The 21,045-nt window shown below is 61.9% G+C and carries 12 protein-coding genes, 2 tRNA genes and 3 rRNA genes; 3 read left to right on the top strand and 14 right to left on the bottom strand.

Annotated elements, in window-relative coordinates; translation table 11 throughout:
* Nucleotides 1-186: 186 nt before the first annotated feature.
* Genes CYJ10_RS06000 through CYJ10_RS05990 form a run of 3 tightly spaced genes read right to left on the bottom strand, consistent with a single transcriptional unit; the run spans nucleotide 187 to nucleotide 4,151 of the window.
* A complete protein-coding gene (locus tag CYJ10_RS06000; RefSeq protein ID WP_180862850.1) occupies nucleotides 187-855 on the bottom strand; it encodes a TetR/AcrR family transcriptional regulator in 669 nt (222 codons plus the stop codon).
* 51 nt (nucleotides 856-906) lie between these two features.
* Entirely contained in the window at nucleotides 907-2,049 is a 1,143-nt protein-coding gene (locus tag CYJ10_RS05995) for an aminopeptidase (protein WP_101680604.1), read from the bottom strand.
* Nucleotides 2,046-4,151: a molybdopterin-containing oxidoreductase family protein gene (locus CYJ10_RS05990; protein WP_101680603.1), complete on the bottom strand. Its 2,106-nt coding sequence runs from the start codon at nucleotides 4,149-4,151 to the stop codon at nucleotides 2,046-2,048. The genes CYJ10_RS05995 and CYJ10_RS05990 overlap by 4 nt, the downstream gene beginning before the upstream one ends.
* 315 nt (nucleotides 4,152-4,466) lie before the next feature.
* Between CYJ10_RS05990 and CYJ10_RS05985 the strand changes: the two genes are divergently transcribed.
* Nucleotides 4,467-5,663 (top strand): ABC transporter substrate-binding protein, encoded by a 1,197-nt coding sequence (locus tag CYJ10_RS05985; protein WP_101680602.1) that lies wholly within the window; start codon nucleotides 4,467-4,469, stop codon nucleotides 5,661-5,663.
* A gap of 69 nt (nucleotides 5,664-5,732) precedes the next feature.
* On the opposite strand, the gene CYJ10_RS05980 is transcribed toward CYJ10_RS05985, so the two are convergent.
* The 5 genes from CYJ10_RS05980 to CYJ10_RS05960 all read right to left on the bottom strand — a co-directional run bounded on the left by CYJ10_RS05980 (nucleotide 5,733) and on the right by CYJ10_RS05960 (nucleotide 11,491).
* Nucleotides 5,733-6,797 (bottom strand): ABC transporter ATP-binding protein, encoded by a 1,065-nt coding sequence (locus CYJ10_RS05980; protein ID WP_101680601.1) that lies wholly within the window; start codon nucleotides 6,795-6,797, stop codon nucleotides 5,733-5,735.
* Complete coding sequence (locus tag CYJ10_RS05975) at nucleotides 6,794-7,792, bottom strand: ABC transporter ATP-binding protein (RefSeq protein ID WP_101680600.1); 999 nt, start codon at nucleotides 7,790-7,792, stop codon at nucleotides 6,794-6,796. The genes CYJ10_RS05980 and CYJ10_RS05975 overlap by 4 nt, the downstream gene beginning before the upstream one ends.
* 18 nt (nucleotides 7,793-7,810) lie before the next feature.
* Nucleotides 7,811-8,743 (bottom strand): ABC transporter permease, encoded by a 933-nt coding sequence (locus CYJ10_RS05970; RefSeq protein ID WP_101680599.1) that lies wholly within the window; start codon nucleotides 8,741-8,743, stop codon nucleotides 7,811-7,813.
* 3 nt (nucleotides 8,744-8,746) lie between these two features.
* Complete coding sequence (locus CYJ10_RS05965) at nucleotides 8,747-9,724, bottom strand: ABC transporter permease (protein ID WP_101680598.1); 978 nt, start codon at nucleotides 9,722-9,724, stop codon at nucleotides 8,747-8,749.
* 165 nt (nucleotides 9,725-9,889) lie between these two features.
* The gene (locus CYJ10_RS05960) at nucleotides 9,890-11,491 is read right to left on the bottom strand and encodes an ABC transporter substrate-binding protein (RefSeq protein WP_101680597.1); all 1,602 of its coding nucleotides are present in this window, start codon (nucleotides 11,489-11,491) and stop codon (nucleotides 9,890-9,892) included.
* 414 nt (nucleotides 11,492-11,905) lie between these two features.
* Between CYJ10_RS05960 and CYJ10_RS05955 the strand changes: the two genes are divergently transcribed.
* A complete protein-coding gene (locus CYJ10_RS05955; protein WP_101680596.1) occupies nucleotides 11,906-13,099 on the top strand; it encodes a M20 aminoacylase family protein in 1,194 nt (397 codons plus the stop codon).
* Between the two features lie 35 nt (nucleotides 13,100-13,134).
* Entirely contained in the window at nucleotides 13,135-14,160 is a 1,026-nt protein-coding gene (locus tag CYJ10_RS05950) for a DUF2891 domain-containing protein (protein WP_101680595.1), read from the top strand.
* Between the two features lie 37 nt (nucleotides 14,161-14,197).
* Here CYJ10_RS05950 and CYJ10_RS05945 read toward each other — a convergent pair whose 3' ends face one another.
* From CYJ10_RS05945 to CYJ10_RS05920, 6 genes are all read right to left on the bottom strand, one after another.
* Nucleotides 14,198-15,127, bottom strand: a complete 930-nt coding sequence (locus CYJ10_RS05945; RefSeq protein ID WP_374703240.1) for a DUF3047 domain-containing protein — start codon at nucleotides 15,125-15,127, stop codon at nucleotides 14,198-14,200.
* Between the two features lie 335 nt (nucleotides 15,128-15,462).
* Nucleotides 15,463-15,575 (bottom strand): 5S ribosomal RNA (rrf, locus tag CYJ10_RS05940).
* 123 nt (nucleotides 15,576-15,698) lie between these two features.
* A 23S ribosomal RNA gene (locus CYJ10_RS05935) occupies nucleotides 15,699-18,579 on the bottom strand.
* Between the two features lie 283 nt (nucleotides 18,580-18,862).
* A tRNA-Ala gene (locus CYJ10_RS05930) sits at nucleotides 18,863-18,938 on the bottom strand.
* An 11-nt stretch (nucleotides 18,939-18,949) separates the two neighbouring features.
* Nucleotides 18,950-19,026: transfer RNA gene (locus CYJ10_RS05925), tRNA-Ile, on the bottom strand.
* Between the two features lie 63 nt (nucleotides 19,027-19,089).
* A 16S ribosomal RNA gene (locus tag CYJ10_RS05920) occupies nucleotides 19,090-20,621 on the bottom strand.
* The 16S, 23S and 5S rRNA genes sit together here with 2 tRNA genes alongside, the layout of an rRNA operon.
* Nucleotides 20,622-21,045 lie beyond the last annotated feature (424 nt).

Genomic DNA, 21,045 nt, shown 5'->3' with positions numbered 1-21,045 from the left:
TGAATTTCTGAATGATCGTTCGATTTTTTGGGAATGCTAAACGCGTGCCCCATGTGAAGACAACCCGTTAGACGAAGTCCTCCACGAATTGGACCGTCGAAATCGTGAATTATGCGCCACCCAATGGTGGGATCGAGGGAATACCCTGACGAATCTGGCCGGAAACGCAGCCGTCCTTGGTGCCGATCAAGCCGGAGGCAGCACCAGCTTCATCATGTTCTGCGCCAGTTCGTGCGCCAGCGCCTCCGGATCCATGCGCCCCGGCTCATGCCATGTGTACATGAAACCGATAACGCCGCCCATGGAATGGGCCGTCACCCGTGCATCGCCAAACGCGAACACACCGGCTGCCAGGCCTTCCTCCAGCAGCACGTACAGGTCGCGGTAGAACTCGCGGGCCATGCTGTTGAGCCACTCGACCGTATCGCCCTTCAGGTACTGGTTGTCGCGAAAACTCAGCGCCGCCGCCACGTGACACTTGACGCAACGGCGGGCCATTTCCAGCAGGCAGGCGTGCAGGCGCTCGCGCACCGGCAGCGCAGGGTTGGCCGTTTCCCGAATCACCGTCAGGCAGGTCTGTGCCGATTCGCGGCACAGGATGTCGAAGATCTCGTACTTGTCGGCGAAGTAGTAGTAGACCGCCGGCTTGGTCACGCCCAGGGCCCGGCACAGGTCGTTCATCGTCATGCCCGGATAACCTTTCGTGTAGAAAAGCTGTGCGGCGGTGTCCAGGATCTGGCGGCGGCGCATTTCCTGGCGCTCGGCCACGTGCGTGCGCGCGGGGCCGTCGTCGCTCAGCGTGGCGGCGGCGGTTGCGCGCGGCAGATTGCCGGATTTCTTGGGGGCATGAGACATGGCCGCCATTTTCGCATGCAGGGCGTGCGTCACCATCGGGAAACTCCCGCGTCAGGGTTTTGGCGTATCAGCCATGGCACCCGTGTTGCCACGCGCCGTCAGCGGCGTGACTTCGGTGGCCGGCGGCGCCAGCTTGCGCAGCGCCGCGTCGCGCTCGGCCGGCGGCAGGTCGCCGATCTTGCGAGCGGCCGCATAGAAGCGCTCCCAGTCGCCGCCGCACTGCGCCAGCAGCGCCGTGAAGGCCGGCACCCATTGCTGGTACGTGGCCACGGCGGCCAGGTGGGCATTGGTCAGCGGCTGGTCGAACCAGCGGTCGTAGCCGGTGTAGCCGGCCCACTCGACCTTTAGCGCCGCATATTCCTGCCGCAGTTCGTCGAAGATGCGCGCCTTGCCCTGGCGCTTGGCTTCATCGTCCTGCGGCGACTTGTACAGCGTCACGAGCTTGTCGCGTGTGCTGAGCAGCATCGCGCGGAACTGGCGGCGCCGGCCGTCGTAGATCTTGTAGCTGGCGCGCGCGTCGGCCGATCCGTCCTGCGCCAGCCAGTGCTCTACGCCGGCCACTTCCACGGCCGTGGCGAACGACTCGTTGAACGCGGTGTCGTTGCGCACGTACACCACCTGGTGCGCGAGTTCGTGGAAGATCAGCCGGGCCAGTTCGCCCTCGGGCTGGTAGACGAAGGTATTGAGTAGCGGATCGTCGAAATAACCGAGCGTGGAATAGGCCGGGATGCCCGCCACGTAGGTTTCAAAGCCGTCGCGGCGCAACCCCTTGGCATAGTGGTCGGCATCGTCCTGGCTGTAGTAGCCCCGGTACGTGATGCAGCCGACGATCGGGAAGCACCACTTGCGCAAGTCCAGCGACAGTTCGGGCGTGGCGAACACACTCCACACCACATAGGGCCGGTGCAAATTGGCGTAACGGCGATAGCTGCCGTTGTCGGGCAGCTTCAGTTCGCGCGATGCGTAGTCGCGAATGCGGCGCGCCAGTTCCAGCCGCTGGGCCAGTTTCCGGTCGTTGGCGCCGTTGGCCGTGGCGATGGCGTCGTCCAGCGACTGCGCCGAAGCCATCACGCCCAGGTGGCCACCGATCGACTGATAGTAATAGCCAACCGTATCGCAGCCGGCCGCCAGCATCGCTCCAGCGAGTATCGCGAGGATACCCGCCAGGCGCCGGTGGGCCGGCCACCGTTTCATGATGCCAAGGCCTCGGCCCGCACCGCCTCCACTTCCACGAGGCAGTCATAGAACACCGGCGCGCGACCCAGGTCGGTCAGGTGCTGGCTGGTCAGTTCGTTGGCGTTCTTGCCATCGGGGGCGAGCTTCTTCCACCAGATCGACAGGCCCACCACCAGCCCCTGCTTGGCGCGATCGGTCACGCGGGCGCGCGCCTGCATGCTGCCGCGATCGTTGTAGGCGCGCACCAGGTCGCCGTGGGCGATGTTGCGCGCGGCGGCGTCCACCGGATGGATGTCCAGATGGGGCTCGCCTTCGGTGGCGCGCAGGCTGTCGACGTTGACGAACGAGCTGTTCAGGAAATTGCGCGCCGGCGGCGAGATCATCGCCAGCGGATACCTTGCCGCCAGCTCCGGTGCCGACGACGGGGTCTCATACGGCGCCACATAGGCCGGCAGCGGGTCGAGCCCGTCGCGCGCCATGGCTGCCGAATAGAACTCGCATTTTCCCGATGGCGTCGGGAAGCCGCCGTTGGCGAACGGCGCCGCGTCGATATTCAGCCGCTGCCAGCCGCGCGCCTTCAGCGTGTCCCAGCTGATGCCCTCGGCCCGCTTGTCGTCGCGCAGGATGGCCTGGCCGGCAATGGCTTCATCGGTATCGGCAAAGCACGGATCGGCAAACCCCATGCGCGCGGCCAGCCGGCGGAAGATCTCCGTGTTCGGCAGCGCCTGGCCCAGCGGGGCCACGGCCTGGTTGTTGGCCATGAAGTAGACGTGGCCGTACGTCTTGTGCACGTCCACATGTTCGAGCTGCGTGGTGGCGGGCAGTACGATATCGGCGTAGTCGGCCGTATCGGTGCGGAAGTGTTCCAGCACCACGGTGAACAGGTCTTCGCGCGCAAACCCCTGGGCGACCTTGGCCGACTCCGGCGCCACCGCCACGGGGTTGCTGTTGTAGACCACCACGGCTTCGATCTTCGGGCCGTTGCCGCGCGCGCCGTCGTCCAGCAGCGCGTCGCCGATCGTGCTCATGTTCACGGTGCGCGGCAGCTCGGGCCACGTGGGCAGCAGGTCCGGGCGCTGCAGCGACGCGGTATCGATCGGGAAGAAGCCCGACGTGGACAACTGCAGGCCGCCCGCCGGCTGGCGCCAGGCGCCCACCAGCGACGGCAGACAGGCCACCGCGCGCACCGCCTGGCCACCGCCGCGCACGCGCTGCACGCCGTAGTTCAGGCGGATGGCCACGGCCTGGCGTTCCTTGACCGCCAACTGACCATACAGGCCGGCCAGCCATTCGATGTCTTCCACCGGCACGCCGCAGATTTCGGCCGCCCGGGCAGGCGGATAGTCCATCGCCCGCTCGCGCAGCGCATCGAAACCAACCGTGTGTTGCGCGATGTAGTCGTGGTCCAGCAGGTCATCGCGAATCAGGATGTGGATCATCGCCAGCGCCAGCGCGCCGTCGGTGCCGGGCATCGGTGCGATATGGCGATGGCACTTCTCGGCCGTCAGCGAGCGGTACGGATCGATCGCCACCAGCGTGGCGCCGCGGCGCTTGGCTTCCTGCGCGCGGGTCCAGAAATGCAGGTTCGACGCAATCGGGTTGCCGCCCCAGATGATGACCAGCTTCGCGCCGACCACGTGCTCCATGTCCATGCCGACGCTGGCGCCATAGCTGTAACGCAGCGCCGTGGCACCGGCACTGGCACAGATCGTGCGATCCAGCAGCGACGCACCGAGCTTGTGAAAGAACCGCGCGGCCATGCTTTCGCCCTGCACCAGGCCCATCGTGCCCGCGTAGCTGTACGGCACGATCGCCTCGGGATTGCGCGCGGCGATGGCGCCCAGCCGCGTGGCGATCTCGTCGAGCGCGGCTTCCCACGAAATGGGCTCGAACTTGCCTTCGCCCTTCTTGCCCACGCGGCGCAGCGGCGTCAGCAGGCGGTCGGCGTGATAGGTACGTTCGGTGTAGCGCGACACCTTGGCGCAGAGCACGCCCCCCGTGGTGGGATGCTCGGGATCGCCAGCCACCTTGGTGGCGCGGCCGTCCTCGACGGTGACGAGCAGCGCACAGGTGTCGGGACAATCATGAGGGCAGGCGGCGCGGACGATGCGGGTGGCCATGGTGGGCTTCGGCAGGCAGATACGGCGGGTGGGGCGCCCGGTACGGGCATGCGGCGGGCTGACGGCGTGGCGTTTGTCAACGGCGTGACTGTGGCGCAGTGACGTCGGCCAAACATTGCTGACCGGGAGAAATTGTTTGGCTCCAATTGTATTCGATTATGATGTGCCGGCGCAGTCCGGCCAAGGCCGTGAACTGTCCGGCCCCGCAGGGCCGGGAGCCGTACCGGCACAAGATCCGGACGGCATCCGCGGGGTCCGAAAGCAGCAAAGAAGACGCAACGCAGAACGTTTTACGGATTTTTGACGGGGATTCACATGGGTTTCACTTCTGGGGTCAAGCGCCGGCAAATGGTCGGCCTGATGATGGCGGCCGCGCTCGCGGCCAGCGGCGTACCAGGCGCCGCGTTTGCCGCCAATACCACGCCCGCCGAGACCGGCGTGACCGCCGATTCGATCCTGCTGGGACAATCGGCCGCGCTGACCGGCCCCACAGCCGTGCTGGGCAAGCAGATGAACGCCGGCGCGCGCCTCTACTTCGACTACATCAACAGCCATGGCGGCGTGTTCGGCCGCAAGATCGAACTCAAGGCGCTGGACGATGCCTACGAGCCCGACGAGGCCGTCAAGAACACGAAGAAGCTGATCGAGGAAGACCGCGTCTTTGCGCTGTTCGGCTACGTGGGCACACCCACCAGCCAGGCCGCGCTGCCGCTGGTCGGCCAGGCACGCATTCCGTTCTTCGCCCCCTTCAGCGGCGCGCAGACGCTGCGCGACCCGTCCAACCGCTACGTGTTCCACGTGCGGGCGGGCTACGAGGAAGAAACCGGCGCCATCGTGCGCCAGATTCGCACCACGGGCCTGAAGCGGGTTGCCGTGGTCTACAACGACGACGGCTACGGCAAGGCCGGCCTGGCGGGCATCGAGCACGCCATCAAGGCACTGCCGGCGGACAGCGGTGTGAAGCTGGTGGCGCAGTCCAGCGTGGTCCGCAACACCGTGGAAATCGGCGATGCGATGCAGGAGGCCATGAAGGCAAAGCCCGATGCCGTGGTGCTGATCAGCGCCTACCGCACGGCCGGTGCCTTCGTGAAGGAGGCGCTGCGCCGCAGCTACAGCGGGCAGTTCTACAACGTGTCGTTCGTGGGCACCCAGGCGCTGGCCAAGGAAGTAGGCCCGCAGGGCAGCGGCGTGATCATTTCCCAGGTGATGCCGCATCCGGGCAACGCAACGCTGCCGGTGGTGCGCGAATACCTGCGCCTGCTGCAGGCCGCCGGCAAGCAGAACGACTTCGACTACGCCAGTATCGAAGGCTTCATCGCCGCCAAGGCATTCGTGGAAGGCCTGCGCCGCGCCGGCAAGGACCTGACACGCGAGCGTTTCGTGATGGCGCTGGAAAGCATGCGCAATGTGGACCTGGGCGGATTCATCGTCCAGTTCGGTCCAGACAGCCACGTGGGCTCGAAATTCGTCGAAATGACGATCATCAATTCACGGGGCGTGGTGATTCGCTGATTCGCGAGCCGCTGAAGTTTGCTCCCCGCTCCCGCAGAGCGGGAGCGGGGAGCAAACCGTCAGGCGAGATCACACCATGTCATTCAGGTGGCACGCCGACCACCGTAGCGGCGCGATCTCCTTGAGCGCCGGCTGCTCCTCCTTGCAGCGTGGCATCGCATGCGGGCAGCGCGGGTGGAAGTGGCAGCCCGTCGGCGGATTGAGCGGCGACGGAATTTCGCCGCGAATCGCCACATAGGTCTTCTTGCCCACCTCAAGCTTCGGCGCCTCGGCCAGCAGTGCCTGGGTGTACGGATGGTTGGGCGATGCGAACACTTCCTCGGTCGGCGCCGATTCCACCACGCGCCCCAGGTACATGATCACCACGCGGTCGCTGATGTGCTTGACCACCCCCAGGTCGTGGCTGATGAACAGGTAGGTCAGGTTCAGCTCTTCGCGCAGGCGCATGAACAGGTTCAGCACCTGGGCCTGGATCGACACGTCGAGCGCCGCCACCGATTCATCGCAGACCAGGAATTCCGGCTTCACGGCCAGGGCGCGCGCAATACCGATGCGCGCCCGCTGGCCACCCGAGAACTGGTGCGGAAAGCGCCGCAGCACCGTGGGGTCCATGCCCACGCGTACGAGCATGTCTTCCACATAGGCCTTCTGCGCGCCGCGCTCCACCATGCCATGCACGACAGGCGCCTCGCCGACGATGTCCAGCACGCGCAGGCGCGGGTTCAGCGACGCATAGGGGTCCTGGAAGATCATCTGGATCGCCAGTTGCTTCTCGCGCCGCTTGTCGGGCGGCAGGCGGTCCAGGTCGGTGCCGCGCCAGAGCCGCTCGCCCTCGGTCAGCGAATGCAGGCCCACGGCCATGCGGCCGAGCGTGGACTTGCCGCACCCCGACTCGCCCACCAGCCCCACCACCTCGCCGGTACGGATGGCCAGGTCGACCTTGTCGACGGCATGCACCACTTCCATCTTCTGCTTCGCACCGAAGACGTTGGCGATCTTGGCCGCCACGTCCAGCGACTTGACGAAGCGCTTGGACACCTCGCGCAGTTCCAGCAGCGGCGCCGGCGGCGTGGCGGCGTCGGGAGGTGCGCCCACGGTGGCGGTCTTCGGCGTATCGATCACGGGCGTACTCATGCGGCCTCCTGCTGGCTATGCACCGGGTGGAAGCAGCGCAACTGCCGGCCATCTGGCGAAATGGCCAGGGGTGGGTCCTTCTTGCACACATCGGTGGCGTACGGGCAGCGGTTGCGAAACGCGCAGCCGCCGGGCAGGTTCAACAGCGACGGCGTCATGCCCGGAATCTGCCGCAGCGGCGCACCGCGCGGATTGCGCGACGGCGCCGAGCCGATCAGCCCGTGCGTGTACGGATGCTCGGGGCGCTCCAGCACCTGGCGCACATCGCCCGATTCAACGATCTTGCCCGCGTACATCACGCAGACCTTGTCCGCCAGACCCGCCACCACGGACAGGTCGTGGGTAATCCAGATCAGGGCGGTGCCCGATTCGCGGCACAGCGTCTGCATCTCGTAGAGGATCTGGCCCTGAATGGTCACGTCGAGCGCCGTGGTGGGCTCGTCGGCGATGATCAGGTCGGGCTTGTTCAGCAATGCGATGGCAATGGCCACGCGCTGGCGCATGCCGCCCGAGAACTGGTGCGGGTAGGCCTGCAGACGCTCGTCCGGCGACGGGATGCCCACACGCGCCAGTGCATTGCGGGCCCGCTCGCGGGCGGCGGCCTTACTGACATCGTCGTGGGCGCGCACCGCCTCGATCATCTGCGTGTCGATGCGCAGGACCGGGTTCAGCGTCATCATCGGGTCCTGGAAGATCATGGCGATGCGGTTGCCGCGCACGTCGCGCTGCTGGGCCGGCGTCAGGGCGCGCAGGTCTCGCGTCACGCCGTCGCGGCTGGTCAGGGCGATGCGGCCGTCCACGACCTTGCCCGGCGGATCGATCAATCCCATGATCGAATAGCCGGTCATCGACTTGCCCGAGCCCGATTCGCCCACCAGGCCCATGATCTCGCCGCGGCCCACCGAGAACGACACGTCGTCCACGGCCTTGGCCACGCCGGCGCGTGTGAAGAACTGCGTTTTTAGATTTTCTACGACCAGGGTTGGCTGGGTCATATCGGCTCTCCTGGTGTGTTACTGCGTCTGCAGGCGCGGGTTCAGCACGTCGCGCAACTGGTCAGCCACGAGGTTCATCGCCACGATGGTGACCACCAGCGCGATGCCCGGGAAGAAGCTGATCCAGTACTTGCCGGACAGCATGTACTGCTGCCCGTTGGCGATCAGCATGCCCAGCGACGGCTCCGTGACCGGCACGCCCAGCCCCAGGAACGACAGCGTGGCTTCGAGCGTGATGGCCGATGCCACCTGCAGCGCGGCGATCACGATCAGCGGCGGCAGGCAGTTCGGCAGCAGATGGCGGAACATGATGCGCTGCGGCGGCAGCCCCAGGCAGGTGGCGGCCTCGATGTACTCCTTGCGCCGCTCCACCAGCGCCGCGCTGCGCGTGGTGCGGGCGTAGTAGGCCCACTGCACCGCCACCAGCGCGATCACGATGTTGCCGATGCCGGGTCGCAAAAACGCCAGAAGAATCAGCGCCAGCAGGATCGGCGGGAACGACAGCTGCAGGTCGGCCACGCGCATGATGAACGCCTCGGTGCGCCCGCCGAGAAAGCCGGCCAGCAGGCCCAGCGTGGCGCCCAGCAGCAGCGCGATGACCGTGCTGACCACGCCCACGCCCACGCTGATGCGCAGGCCGTACATCACGGCGGACAGCATGTCGCGCCCTTGCTCGTCCGAGCCAAGCAGGAAGGTCATGCCGCTGCCGGCCTGCTCGCCCGGGGCCAGGCGCGCGTCGAGCACGTCCAGCGTGGCCAGGTCATAAGGATTCTGCGGTGCCAGCAGCGGCGCGAAGATTGCGATCAGGATGATCAGCAGCAATGCCACCAGGCCCACCACCGCGAGCTTGCTCTCGAAGAATTGCCGCGCGAAGCGGCGCCACGGGGTCTGGTCCTTTGGCGCCGGTGTCGGCTGGGCCGGGGCTTGCTGGGGGACGGTCGATGTACTCATGGCTCAGCCCTTGTTGTCGGCAATGCGCACGCGCGGATCGAGCATGCTGTAGACGATGTCCACCACCAGGTTGATCAGGATGAACAGCGTCACGATCACCATCAGGTAGGCCACGATCACCGGGCGGTCCAGCAACTGGATCGAATCGATGATCAGCTTGCCCATGCCGGGCCACGCGAAAATCGATTCGGTCACGATCGCAAACGCGATGATCGAGCCGAACTGCAGCGCGATCACGGTGACGATCGGGATCAGAATATTCTTAAGAACGTGGACGCCGACGATGCGCGTGTTGGACAACCCCTTGGCGCGGGCGAACTTCACGTAGTCCTGCAGCATCGCCTCCTGGGTGCCGGCGCGCGTGAGCCGGATCACCATGGCGATGTTCAGCAGCGACAGTGTCACGGCGGGCAGGATCAGGTGCCGGATGCCGTCCACGGTCAGAAAGCTCAGCGGCACGCCCAGCACGCGGACGGTTTCACCGCGGCCGTTCGAGGGCAGCCAGCCCAGTTGCACGGCAAACACCATAATCAGCATCAGCCCGACCCAGAACGTGGGCAGCGAAAAGCCCAGGATCGATACGGTCATGATGGTCTTGCCGGCCGCCCCGTTCGGCCGCAGCCCCGCCCACAGGCCCAGGGGGATGCCCAGCACGATGGCCAGCAGGATGGCGCACACCGCCAGTTCCAGCGTGGCCGGCATGCGTTCAAAGATCAGCTTGAGTGCCGGGGTGCCATGTGCGAACGACGTGCCCAGATTCCCGTGCAGCGCGTTCTGCAGGAATATCCAGTATTGCTCCCAGAGTGGCTTGTCGAGGCCGAGCGCGGCAATGGTGCGTTTGATGTCTTCCTGATCGGCCTGCGGGCTGATCAGGATGTCGATCGGATTGCCAATCGCAAAAACGCCAAGAAACACGAGCAACGACATGACCAGCAGCACAACCACGCTCTGCATCAGTCGCCGGATGATGAATACCAGCATTTTCCAGACGCCTATCCTTTCGCCGGCGCACGGTGGCGCACTGCCGGCGGGTTCGCGGCCCACGGGGGACATCGTGGGAACATCGCCCCGGCTTCTCGTGGAAGACCGGGGCCGCGATCATACCGGAGCCGCCAGCCCTTGGCGGCTCCGCGCTGCCCGGCTGGCTTACTGGGCAGGCTTGAACAGGTGCGCGTAGGTACGTTCGTCGGTACGCGGCACGTACGTGATGCCCTTCTGCGTGGCCCACGTGGTCACCTGATGGTGGACCGGGATGATGCCGCCGTCCAGCACCGCGATGGCCGTGGCGTCCTGCAGCAGCTTCGAGCGCTCGTTGTCATCCACGGTCGCCAGGGCCTTCTCCAACTCGGCATCCATCTTCGGATTGCAGTACTCGCCCCAGTTGGTCGTGCCAAAGCCCTTCTTCGAGTCTTCGCAGGCCACCAGCGCGCGCAGCGGCGAGCTGACCTCGCCGGTCTGGGCACCCCAGCCAACCAGGCCGAACGACCATTCACGCTTGATCGCCTTCGACGAGTACGTGGCCATCGGCATGCCTTCCACCTTGGTGTTGATGCCGATACGCGTCAGGTTCTGCGCGATGGTCTGCGCGATCTTCTCGTCGTTGACGTAGCGGTTGTTCGGCGTATGCAGCGTCAGCCCGAAGCCGTTCGGATAGCCGGCGTCCGCCAGCAGCTTCTTGGCCGCCTCCGGATCGTACTTGAGCGTCTTCAGCGCCGGGTTGTAGCCAAACAGCGTCGGCGGCACCAGGTTGTTGGTCGGCTCGGACAGGCCTTCCATCAATCGGTCCTTGATGCCCTGGCGGTTGATGGCCGTGCTGATGGCGATGCGCACGCGCGCGTCCTTCAGCGGGTTCTTGTCCATCGGCTGGCCATCCTTGGTCGTCACGAACGGCGACTTGTCGCGCTTGACGTCGAAGTACAGGTAGATCACGCGGTGCGAGATCTTCGAGAAGAACGACAGCTTGGGATCGCTTCGCACCTTCGGCAGGTCGGGCGTGGGCACGTTCTCGATGGCCTGCACGTCGCCTGACAGCAGCGCGGCCAGGCGCGTGGCCGGGTTCGGGATGAATCGCAGCGTCACTTTGTCCCATGCCGACTTGGCGCCCCAGTAGTCGGGGTTTTTCACCAGTTCGACCCGGTCGTCGCGCGCATAGCTGACGAACTTGAACGGGCCGGTGCCGATCATGCCCTTGCCCTGTGCAAAGTCGTCCGAGGACAGGCCCTGCGTGGCCTTCTTCTGGACCATGAACACCGACGTCAGATCGTTGAGCATCAGCGGGTACGGCTGGTTGGTGGTCAGCTGGATGGTGTACTTGTCGATGATCTTCTTGTTGATGATCGCCTTGGTGTACACATCGAACTTGCCCGGGCTGTTGACGATGGTGGCCGGGCGATCCAGCGACCACGCGATGTCCTCGGTGGTCAGCTCGGTGCCGTCATGCCACTTCACGCCCTTGCGGATCTTGAATTCCCACGTGAGGTTGTTGACCAGCTTCCACGACTCGGCCAGGCCCGGCACCACCTTGCTGTCAGGGTCGAGCTTGATCAGCGACTCGAACACGTGTTCGGACACATTGATGTTCGAGAAGAGATTGTAGAAATGCGGATCCATCGAGGTGGGCGGCGAACTCATGGCGATCTTGAGATCAACCGCCTGGGCCTGAGTGGTAAGGCCCAGGCCGAGGGCACCGGTCAGCAGGACAGCACCGACCGCCTTGCCGACAGCCTTCTTGACGTGACGAAGGGACATCGCACGATTCTCCCAGTGGGAAGTCTTGAAATGACGAAAAGGATCAGTCGCGCATGTCCCGAATGTCTCACCAGAAGCGCCGCATTTTGGTGCGGCGTTCTGCTGGGCAACGTGGCGCGCGACCGGCCGGGCACTTCAAGCATGAACTGTTCCAGCAGTGCAAGGCGTCCGCCATGCGGGGAAACCCACCCGCCCGGGGGGGCATCGGCCATGCTGCGCTGCGTCAGTTCGTGCGGTGCGGATCAAGAGCAGCGGGGCCGTCGCCGCAGCAATGTATGCCCGCTCGGGAAGTCTGCGCACCGGCATGCGACCGCCGTTGCCGCGAGGTGCCGGGAACGCCTTGTTTTGGCGCTTCTACGATAGGCATCGTATGATCGGGGGTATCCAATTGCCCCATTCGCCCGGACCGGCATCATGAAGCTCATCCCTGAAATCCTGCAGGCGCAAGCCGAAATCCGCACCATTCGACGTGACATCCACGCGCATCCCGAACTGTGTTTCGAGGAACAGCGCACCGCCGACGTGGTGGCCAAGAACCTGGAATCCTGGGGCATCGAGGTCCATCGCGGCCTGGGCACCACGGGTCTGGTCGGCATCATCCGCAATGGCAAAAGCGCCAAATCCATCGGCCTGCGTGCCGATATGGACGCGCTGCCGCTGCAGGAAGCGAACACCTTCGGCCATCGCTCGCAGCACGAGGGCAAGATGCACGCGTGCGGCCACGATGGCCATACCGCGATGCTGCTCGGCGCGGCGCGCTACCTGGCCGAGCATCGCAATTTCGACGGCACCGTTCACCTGATCTTCCAGCCGGCCGAGGAAGGCGGCGGCGGCGCCCGCGAGATGATCAAGGACGGCCTGTTCGACCGGTTTCCGTGCGACGCCGTGTTCGGCATGCACAACTGGCCGGGCATGCCGGTCGGCTCGTTCGGCACCACGGCCGGCCCGCTGATGGCATCGAGCAACGAATTCAAGATTACCGTGCGTGGCAAGGGCGCGCACGCGGCCATGCCGCACAACGGTGCCGATCCGGTGTTCACGGGCGCCCAGATCGTGTCGGCGCTACAAGGCATCATCACCCGCAATAAGCGGCCGATCGATACCGCGGTGATCTCGGTCACGCAGTTCCACGGCGGCGACGCCACCAACATCGTGCCCAATGAAGTCTGGCTGGGCGGCACGGTGCGCACCTTCACCGTGGAAGTGCTCGACCTGATCGAGCGTCGCATGGAAGAAGTGTCGCGCGCCGTGGCGCAGGCGTTCGATTGCACGATCGATTTTGAATTCCGCCGCAACTATCCGCCCACCATCAACAGCGCCGCAGAAGCCGAATTCGCCGTGGGCATCGCCAGCGAACTGGTGGGCGCCGACAACGTCGACGGCAACGTGGAACCGACCATGGGCGCCGAGGACTTCTCGTTCATGCTGCAAGAGAAGCCGGGCTGCTACCTGTTCATCGGCAACGGCGAGGGCTCGCATCGCGAGGCCGGCCACGGCATGGGGCCGTGCATGCTGCACAACCCCAGCTACGACTTCAACGACGAACTGCTGCCGGTGGGCTCCACGTTCTTCGTCAAGCTGGTGGAGAAATGGCTCGCGCCGACCTGATCCGGCACTGATTGAGACCTTCCAGGCAACGGACGATGCCCCATACGCTGCTGGATGACGCCATGGCGGCGCGATTCGCCCGGGTGGCGCTCGACAACATCGTGCGCCCGTACCCATACAAGGTGGACCATCTGATGGTGGACGCCGGTGACTTGGCCGCACCGGCCGTCAGTCATCCGGTCTTCTACGGCAGCTACGACTGGCATTCGTCGGTGCACATGCACTGGCTGCTGGTACGGCTGCTGGTCTTGCGTCCGAACCTGACGGATGCGGACCGTATCCGGGCCGCACTCGATGCTCACTTCCGCCCGGAGGCCATCGCCGCGGAACTGGCCTATTTCGAGCGACCGGGATCCCGTACCTTCGAGCGGCCTTATGGCTGGGCGTGGGTGCTGCGGCTACAGGCCGAGCTTGGCGCGCTGGGGCTCAGGGACGCACAGGCGGCCAGATGGGCCGCCGCTTGCGCGCCGCTGGCCAACCATCTGGCGCAACGTCTGATGGACTATATCGACGTGGCCGATTTTCCGGTGCGCACCGGCACCCATTTCAATAGTGCGTTTGCGCTGGTGATGGCGCTGTTCTACGCGCGGCAGGACCAGCATCCCGCGCTGCGCAAGTCGATCGTCCGTCGCGCCCATCGCTGGTTCGCGCATGATCTGCGCTATCCAGCCCGCTACGAGCCGGGCGGCGACGAATTCCTGTCTGGCGGCCTGATGGAAGCCGTGCTGATGCGGCAGGTGATGGACGACTGCGGCTTTGACGAATGGTGGGAGCTGTTCTCGCCGGGACAGGCCGAGCTCGGGACCTGGCTGACCCCGGTGGCTGTCGCGGACCGGACAGATCCGAAGATGTCGCATCTGGACGGGCTGAACCTGTCGCGCGCCTGGTGCTGGCGGCTGCTGGGCCCGGCCTTGCCATCGGCGCTGCAGCCGCTGGCCGTGCGCGCTTGGTCCGACCATCTCGCGGTGTCGCTACCGCAAGCGGTGGACGGCCAGTACGTTGCCACGCATTGGCTCGCCACCTTCGCGCTGCTGGCGCTCGAAGACCTGGGCGTCGGCTAGGCGCCTCGCGGACCCAGGTCTGAAGGCGGGCGCGGGCTCAGTCCAGCGCGATATCGCCGTACCAGGCTTCGGCGCGGCTCTTGGTGTTGTCAGTATCGGTCATCAGGCCGACCGCGAGGATCTTGCCCGGATCCGTACCAAACGCCTTGCGATAGTCAGCGCGCAGGTCGCGTTCGTGGCATCGCCATTCGTTGGTATGGCGCGTGCCGGAGTCCACGATGATCATGCGGACCCGGTCGGTATGGGGATTGTTCAGGATGCTGCCGACCGGACGCTTTCCGCCCCAGATATACATCAGCGTGGCGTACGGCATTTCCCGGCCCGTGGTGATCCGGGCCATTTCATACATCAACTGGTCTTTCAGCGACAACGTGCTGCGATCGCCATCGAACGCCACGAAAATCCGCAGAGGCGCGTCCTCACGATGGCTGACGGCGTTATCCGCTACGCGAATCACATCACGTGTTTTCCACATCCAGCGCAGCATCCGGGGATCTCGCTCGGTAAGCGGAACGTAGAGACCCGACGCTGAACCATCTGCCTCGGCATGCAGCACGGTGCGCTGGTCGACCTCGACCAGCGAATATCGCGTGGGGGTCTTGTTGCGATTGACCCTCCAGGGCTGCCAGCCAGTGGGAACGACAGTCGGGAGAGGGGATGCGGAGAATAGCGGCAGGTCCGCCAGCAACGGCAACGATGCGGCATCGGCTTCCGCCTCGCCATCGCTACCCGCTTCGGATTCGGCTGCAAGATTTGCAGTGCGATTGGCCAGTTCGAGGACATCGGCTGGTTGGCTCCGAATTGAAGCCTTCAACAAGCCTTTTTCCGCGAACGTCGCGCAATTTCCGTCAGAGACGGCAGCCAACTTTGATGGATCGGTCGGTGCGACCGTCGATGATGCACAACCGGCGAGCATGAGCGTGCTCACCACACAAGCCAGTGCTGGCCGAAACTTCATGGCCACGATAACCCCCTGGACCCTGATACCCTGATTTTTACCCGTTCGTCGAAATCCCAACGTCCTGGCTATTCGGCGCCGAGGCTTGGTATTGCTGACTGCTTCGTGCTGAATTTTTCAGCGCTTGGGCCAGACCATATCAGATGCACGGAATGGCCGGAATGCTCGGGTACCCTGAATACAACAGCCCAACATGACGGGCTGTGCTTTTCGGAATTGTTCTATGTACAGGGAGAGGGAGGACTCCCGCCGGCATTTGCACCGACTGCAGGAGCGATATCGTTTCGCGCGCCGCAAAAGCAAAACCCCCAAGCTTTTAGGGCTTGGGGGTTCTGGGTATAAGAGCCTGGCGATGACCTACTTTCACACGGGTATCCGCACTATCATCGGCGCAAAGTCGTTTCACGGTCCTGTTCGGGATGGGAAGGGGTGGTTCCAACTCGCTATGGTCACCAGGCATGACTGGTTGCCGCACTGACTGGCGTCAGCGCAGCGAATTTGGGGTGTAGTAAAGAGGTTGTGTTGTATGCCAGGTGGCACACGCGGACTCTCGTCCAACCAGGTCAAACACACTGGTTATAGGATCAAGCCTTACGGGCAATTAGTACTGGTTAGCTTAACGCATTACTGCGCTTCCACACCCAGCCTATCAACGTCCTGGTCTCGAACGACCCTTCAAGGAGGTCAAGCCTCCAGGGAATCCTCATCTTCAGGCGAGTTTCCCGCTTAGATGCTTTCAGCGGTTATCTCTTCCGTACATAGCTACCCTGCGATGCCTCTGGCGAGACAACAGGTACACCAGCGGTACGTCCACTCCGGTCCTCTCGTACTAGGAGCAGCCCCCGTCAAGATTCCAACGCCCACGGCAGATAGGGACCAAACTGTCTCACGACGTTTTAAACCCAGCTCACGTACCTCTTTAAATGGCGAACAGCCATACCCTTGGGACCGGCTACAGCCCCAGGATGAGATGAGCCGACATCGAGGTGCCAAACACCGCCGTCGATATGAACTCTTGGGCGGTATCAGCCTGTTATCCCCAGAGTACCTTTTATCCGTTGAGCGATGGCCCTTCCATTCAGAACCACCGGATCACTATGTCCTGCTTTCGCACCTGCTCGACTTGTCAGTCTCGCAGTTAAGCACGCTTTTGCCATTGCACTTTAGGTACGATGTCCGACCGTACCAAGCGTACCTTCGAACTCCTCCGTTACACTTTGGGAGGAGACCGCCCCAGTCAAACTGCCTACCATGCACTGTCCCCGACCCGGATTCACGGGCCAAGGTTAGAACCTCAAACAAACCAGGGTGGTATTTCAAGGACGGCTCCACGTGAACTAGCGTCCACGCTTCAAAGCCTCCCACCTATCCTACACAGATCGGTTCAAAGTCCAATGCAAAGCTACAGTAAAGGTTCATGGGGTCTTTCCGTCTAGCCGCGGGGAGATTGCATCATCACAAACACTTCAACTTCGCTGAGTCTCGGGAGGAGACAGTGTGGCCATCGTTACGCCATTCGTGCAGGTCGGAACTTACCCGACAAGGAATTTCGCTACCTTAGGACCGTTATAGTTACGGCCGCCGTTTACCGGGACTTCAATCAAGAGCTTGCACCCCATCATTTAATCTTCCGGCACCGGGCAGGCGTCACACCCTATACGTCCACTTTCGTGTTTGCAGAGTGCTGTGTTTTTATTAAACAGTCGCAGCCACCATTTTATTGCAACCCCTTCACCCTCCTGGCGCAGGCCAGTCAAGCTACAAGGGCGTACCTTATCCCGAAGTTACGGTACCAATTTGCCGAGTTCCTTCTCCCGAGTTCTCTCAAGCGCCTTAGAATACTCATCTCGCCCACCTGTGTCGGTTTGCGGTACGGTCTCGTATGACTGAAGCTTAGAGGCTTTTCTTGGAACCACTTCCGATTGCTTCGCAGCATAAAGCCGCTCGCCCCACATCCTTGAATTCCGCGCCCGGATTTGCCTAAGCGCCTTCTCCAATGCAGGGACCGGGACTTCCAACACCCGGACAACCCTCCGCGATCCGTCCCCCCATCGCATCATACGACGGTGCAGGAATATTAACCTGCTTCCCATCAGCTACGCATCTCTGCCTCGCCTTAGGGGCCGACTCACCCTACGCCGATGAACGTTGCGTAGGAAACCTTGGGCTTACGGCGAGGGGGCCTTTCACCCCCTTTATCGCTACTCATGTCAGCATTCGCACTTCTGATACCTCCAGCATCCTTTACAAGACACCTTCACAGGCTTACAGAACGCTCTCCTACCACGCACATTACTGTGCGTCCGCAGCTTCGGTATATAGCTTAGCCCCGTTACATCTTCCGCGCAGGACGACTCGATCAGTGAGCTATTACGCTTTCTTTAAAGGGTGGCTGCTTCTAAGCCAACCTCCTGACTGTTTTAGCCTTCCCACTTCGTTTCCCACTTAGCTATATTTGGGGACCTTAGCTGGCGGTCTGGGTTGTTTCCCTCTTGACACCGGACGTTAGCACCCGATGTCTGTCTCCCGTGATTGCACTCTTCGGTATTCGGAGTTTGCTATGGCGGGGTAATCAGCAATAGACCCCCCAACCATGACAGTGCTCTACCCCCGAAGGTGAGACACGAGGCACTACCTAAATAGTTTTCGGAGAGAACCAGCTATTTCCAGATTTGTTTAGCCTTTCACCCCTATCCACAGCTCATCCCCTAACTTTTCAACGTTAGTGGGTTCGGTCCTCCAGTACGTGTTACCGCACCTTCAACCTGGCCATGGATAGATCATCTGGTTTCGGGTCTACACCCAGCGACTCAACGCCCTATTCGGACTCGCTTTCGCTACGCCTTCCCTAATCGGTTAAGCTTGCCACTGAATGTAAGTCGCTGACCCATTATACAAAAGGTACGCCGTCACCCGTTTCCAGGCTCCGACTGTTTGTATGCATGCGGTTTCAGGATCTATTTCACTCCCCTCCCGGGGTTCTTTTCGCCTTTCCCTCACGGTACTGGTTCACTATCGGTCGATCACGAGTATTTAGCCTTGGAGGATGGTCCCCCCATCTTCAGACAGGATTTCACGTGTCCCGCCCTACTTGTCGCACACCTAGTTCCACAAATCGGTTTTCGCATACAGGGCTATCACCTGCTATGGCCGGGCTTTCCATCCCGTTTTGCTAACCGTTCTGCTAAAGAGTGCAAGGCTCTTCCCATTTCGTTCGCCACTACTCTGGGAATCTCGGTTGATTTCTGTTCCTGCAGCTACTTAGATGTTTCAGTTCGCCGCGTTCGCTTCCCTGACCTATGTATTCAGTCAGGGATGACCCATTCGGGCCGGGTTTCCCCATTCGGACATCTCCGGATCAAAGCTTGTTTGCCAGCTCCCCGAAGCTTTTCGCAGGCTACCGCGTCCTTCATCGCCTGTGATCGCCAAGGCATCCACCACATGCACTTGTTCGCTTGACCCTATAACGAGTGTGTCTAACGCTTCCGTTATCCACGCTGGCTACAGGTCTGAGTTCTCGCGTTTGTGCCGTATTCCAAGTCATCTTTCGATCACTTAAATACATTTTGGTTGATACAATCACAACCCGGTATCACGTTAAACTACATGAACGTCTCATCAACGTTCCGTGACACCTTTACTACATCCCATATTGTTAAAGAACAGCCGAGCTAATGCTCGTTGGCAATAGCCAAAGACAAACACTCAACAAGTGCTTCTCTTTGACAACTAACCCCAAGGTAGTGGTGGAGGATGACGGGATCGAACCGACGACCCCCTGCTTGCAAAGCAGGTGCTCTCCCAGCTGAGCTAATCCCCCGCGCGATAACTTGGTGGGTCTGGTAGGACTTGAACCTACGACCCCCGCCTTATCAAGACGGTGCTCTAACCACCTGAGCTACAGACCCTTGGCTGTAACAGCAAACAAACCGATAAGTGTGAACGCTTGACTTGTGAACACAAGCCTCTGGAAAGGAGGTGATCCAGCCGCACCTTCCGATACGGCTACCTTGTTACGACTTCACCCCAGTCATGAACCCTGCCGTGGTAATCGCCCTCCTTGCGGTTAGGCTAACTACTTCTGGCAAAACCCACTCCCATGGTGTGACGGGCGGTGTGTACAAGACCCGGGAACGTATTCACCGCGGCATGCTGATCCGCGATTACTAGCGATTCCAGCTTCACGTAGTCGAGTTGCAGACTACGATCCGGACTACGATGCGTTTTCTGGGATTAGCTCCCCCTCGCGGGTTGGCAACCCTCTGTACGCACCATTGTATGACGTGTGAAGCCCTACCCATAAGGGCCATGAGGACTTGACGTCATCCCCACCTTCCTCCGGTTTGTCACCGGCAGTCTCTCTAGAGTGCCCTTGCGTAGCAACTAAAGATAAGGGTTGCGCTCGTTGCGGGACTTAACCCAACATCTCACGACACGAGCTGACGACAGCCATGCAGCACCTGTGTCCACTTTCTCTTTCGAGCACCTAATGCATCTCTGCTTCGTTAGTGGCATGTCAAGGGTAGGTAAGGTTTTTCGCGTTGCATCGAATTAATCCACATCATCCACCGCTTGTGCGGGTCCCCGTCAATTCCTTTGAGTTTTAATCTTGCGACCGTACTCCCCAGGCGGTCAACTTCACGCGTTAGCTACGTTACTGAAGAAATGAATCCCCAACAACTAGTTGACATCGTTTAGGGCGTGGACTACCAGGGTATCTAATCCTGTTTGCTCCCCACGCTTTCGTGCATGAGCGTCAGTGACGTCCCAGGGGGCTGCCTTCGCCATCGGTATTCCTCCACATCTCTACGCATTTCACTGCTACACGTGGAATTCTACCCCCCTCTGACATACTCTAGCCTTGCAGTCACAAGCGCAATTCCCAAGTTGAGCTCGGGGATTTCACGCCTGTCTTACAAAACCGCCTGCGCACGCTTTACGCCCAGTAATTCCGATTAACGCTCGCACCCTACGTATTACCGCGGCTGCTGGCACGTAGTTAGCCGGTGCTTATTCTTCCGGTACCGTCATCCGCCCCAGGTATTAACCAGAGCGTTTTCTTTCCGGACAAAAGTGCTTTACAACCCGAAGGCCTTCTTCACACACGCGGCATTGCTGGATCAGGGTTGCCCCCATTGTCCAAAATTCCCCACTGCTGCCTCCCGTAGGAGTCTGGGCCGTGTCTCAGTCCCAGTGTGGCTGATCGTCCTCTCAGACCAGCTACTGATCGTCGCCTTGGTGGGCCTTTACCCCACCAACTAGCTAATCAGACATCGGCCGCTCCTGCTGCGCGAGGCCTTTCGGTCCCCCGCTTTCACCCTCAGGTCGTATGCGGTATTAGCTAATCTTTCGACTAGTTATCCCCCACAACAGGGTACGTTCCGATGTATTACTCACCCGTTCGCCACTCGCCACCAGGATTGCTCCCGTGCTGCCGTTCGACTTGCATGTGTAAGGCATGCCGCCAGCGTTCAATCTGAGCCAGGATCAAACTCTTCAGTTCAATCTCTGTGTGGTGCCGAAGCACCTCGCTCTTTCGAGCGGTCGCTCACTCTCAGAAAACTGACTGGTTCACGTCTCGCGACGCAAACCAACATGTTTTACTGTGCGAGCACTGATAACTTTTGAAGCATCACGAAGACCGAAGTCTCCGCGGCGTTCGCCATCAAGCGCCCACACTTATCGGTTGTTTGTTTGTTAAAGAACTCCAGCGGCCGGCTTTGCCGTTCGCTGTCGCTGCGTCGTTTTCGTTGCAGCGGAGAAACGAGATTATGCAGAGCATTCAACGTTTCGTCAACAGTTTTTGCAGAACTTTTTTCTGCCGGTCAGCGCTGCAAACCTCGCAACCCCAACCCCCTGCTGACCCCGCAACCCTTGTCGCTGCTGCGTTTGCAGCGCGGTTCGTGTTGCGAGGGGGCGAATATTAG

Source organism: Cupriavidus pauculus (assembly GCF_002858765.1).
Lineage (GTDB): Bacteria > Pseudomonadota > Gammaproteobacteria > Burkholderiales > Burkholderiaceae > Cupriavidus > Cupriavidus pauculus_B.
This window is presented reverse-complemented; position numbering and strand designations above follow the sequence as displayed.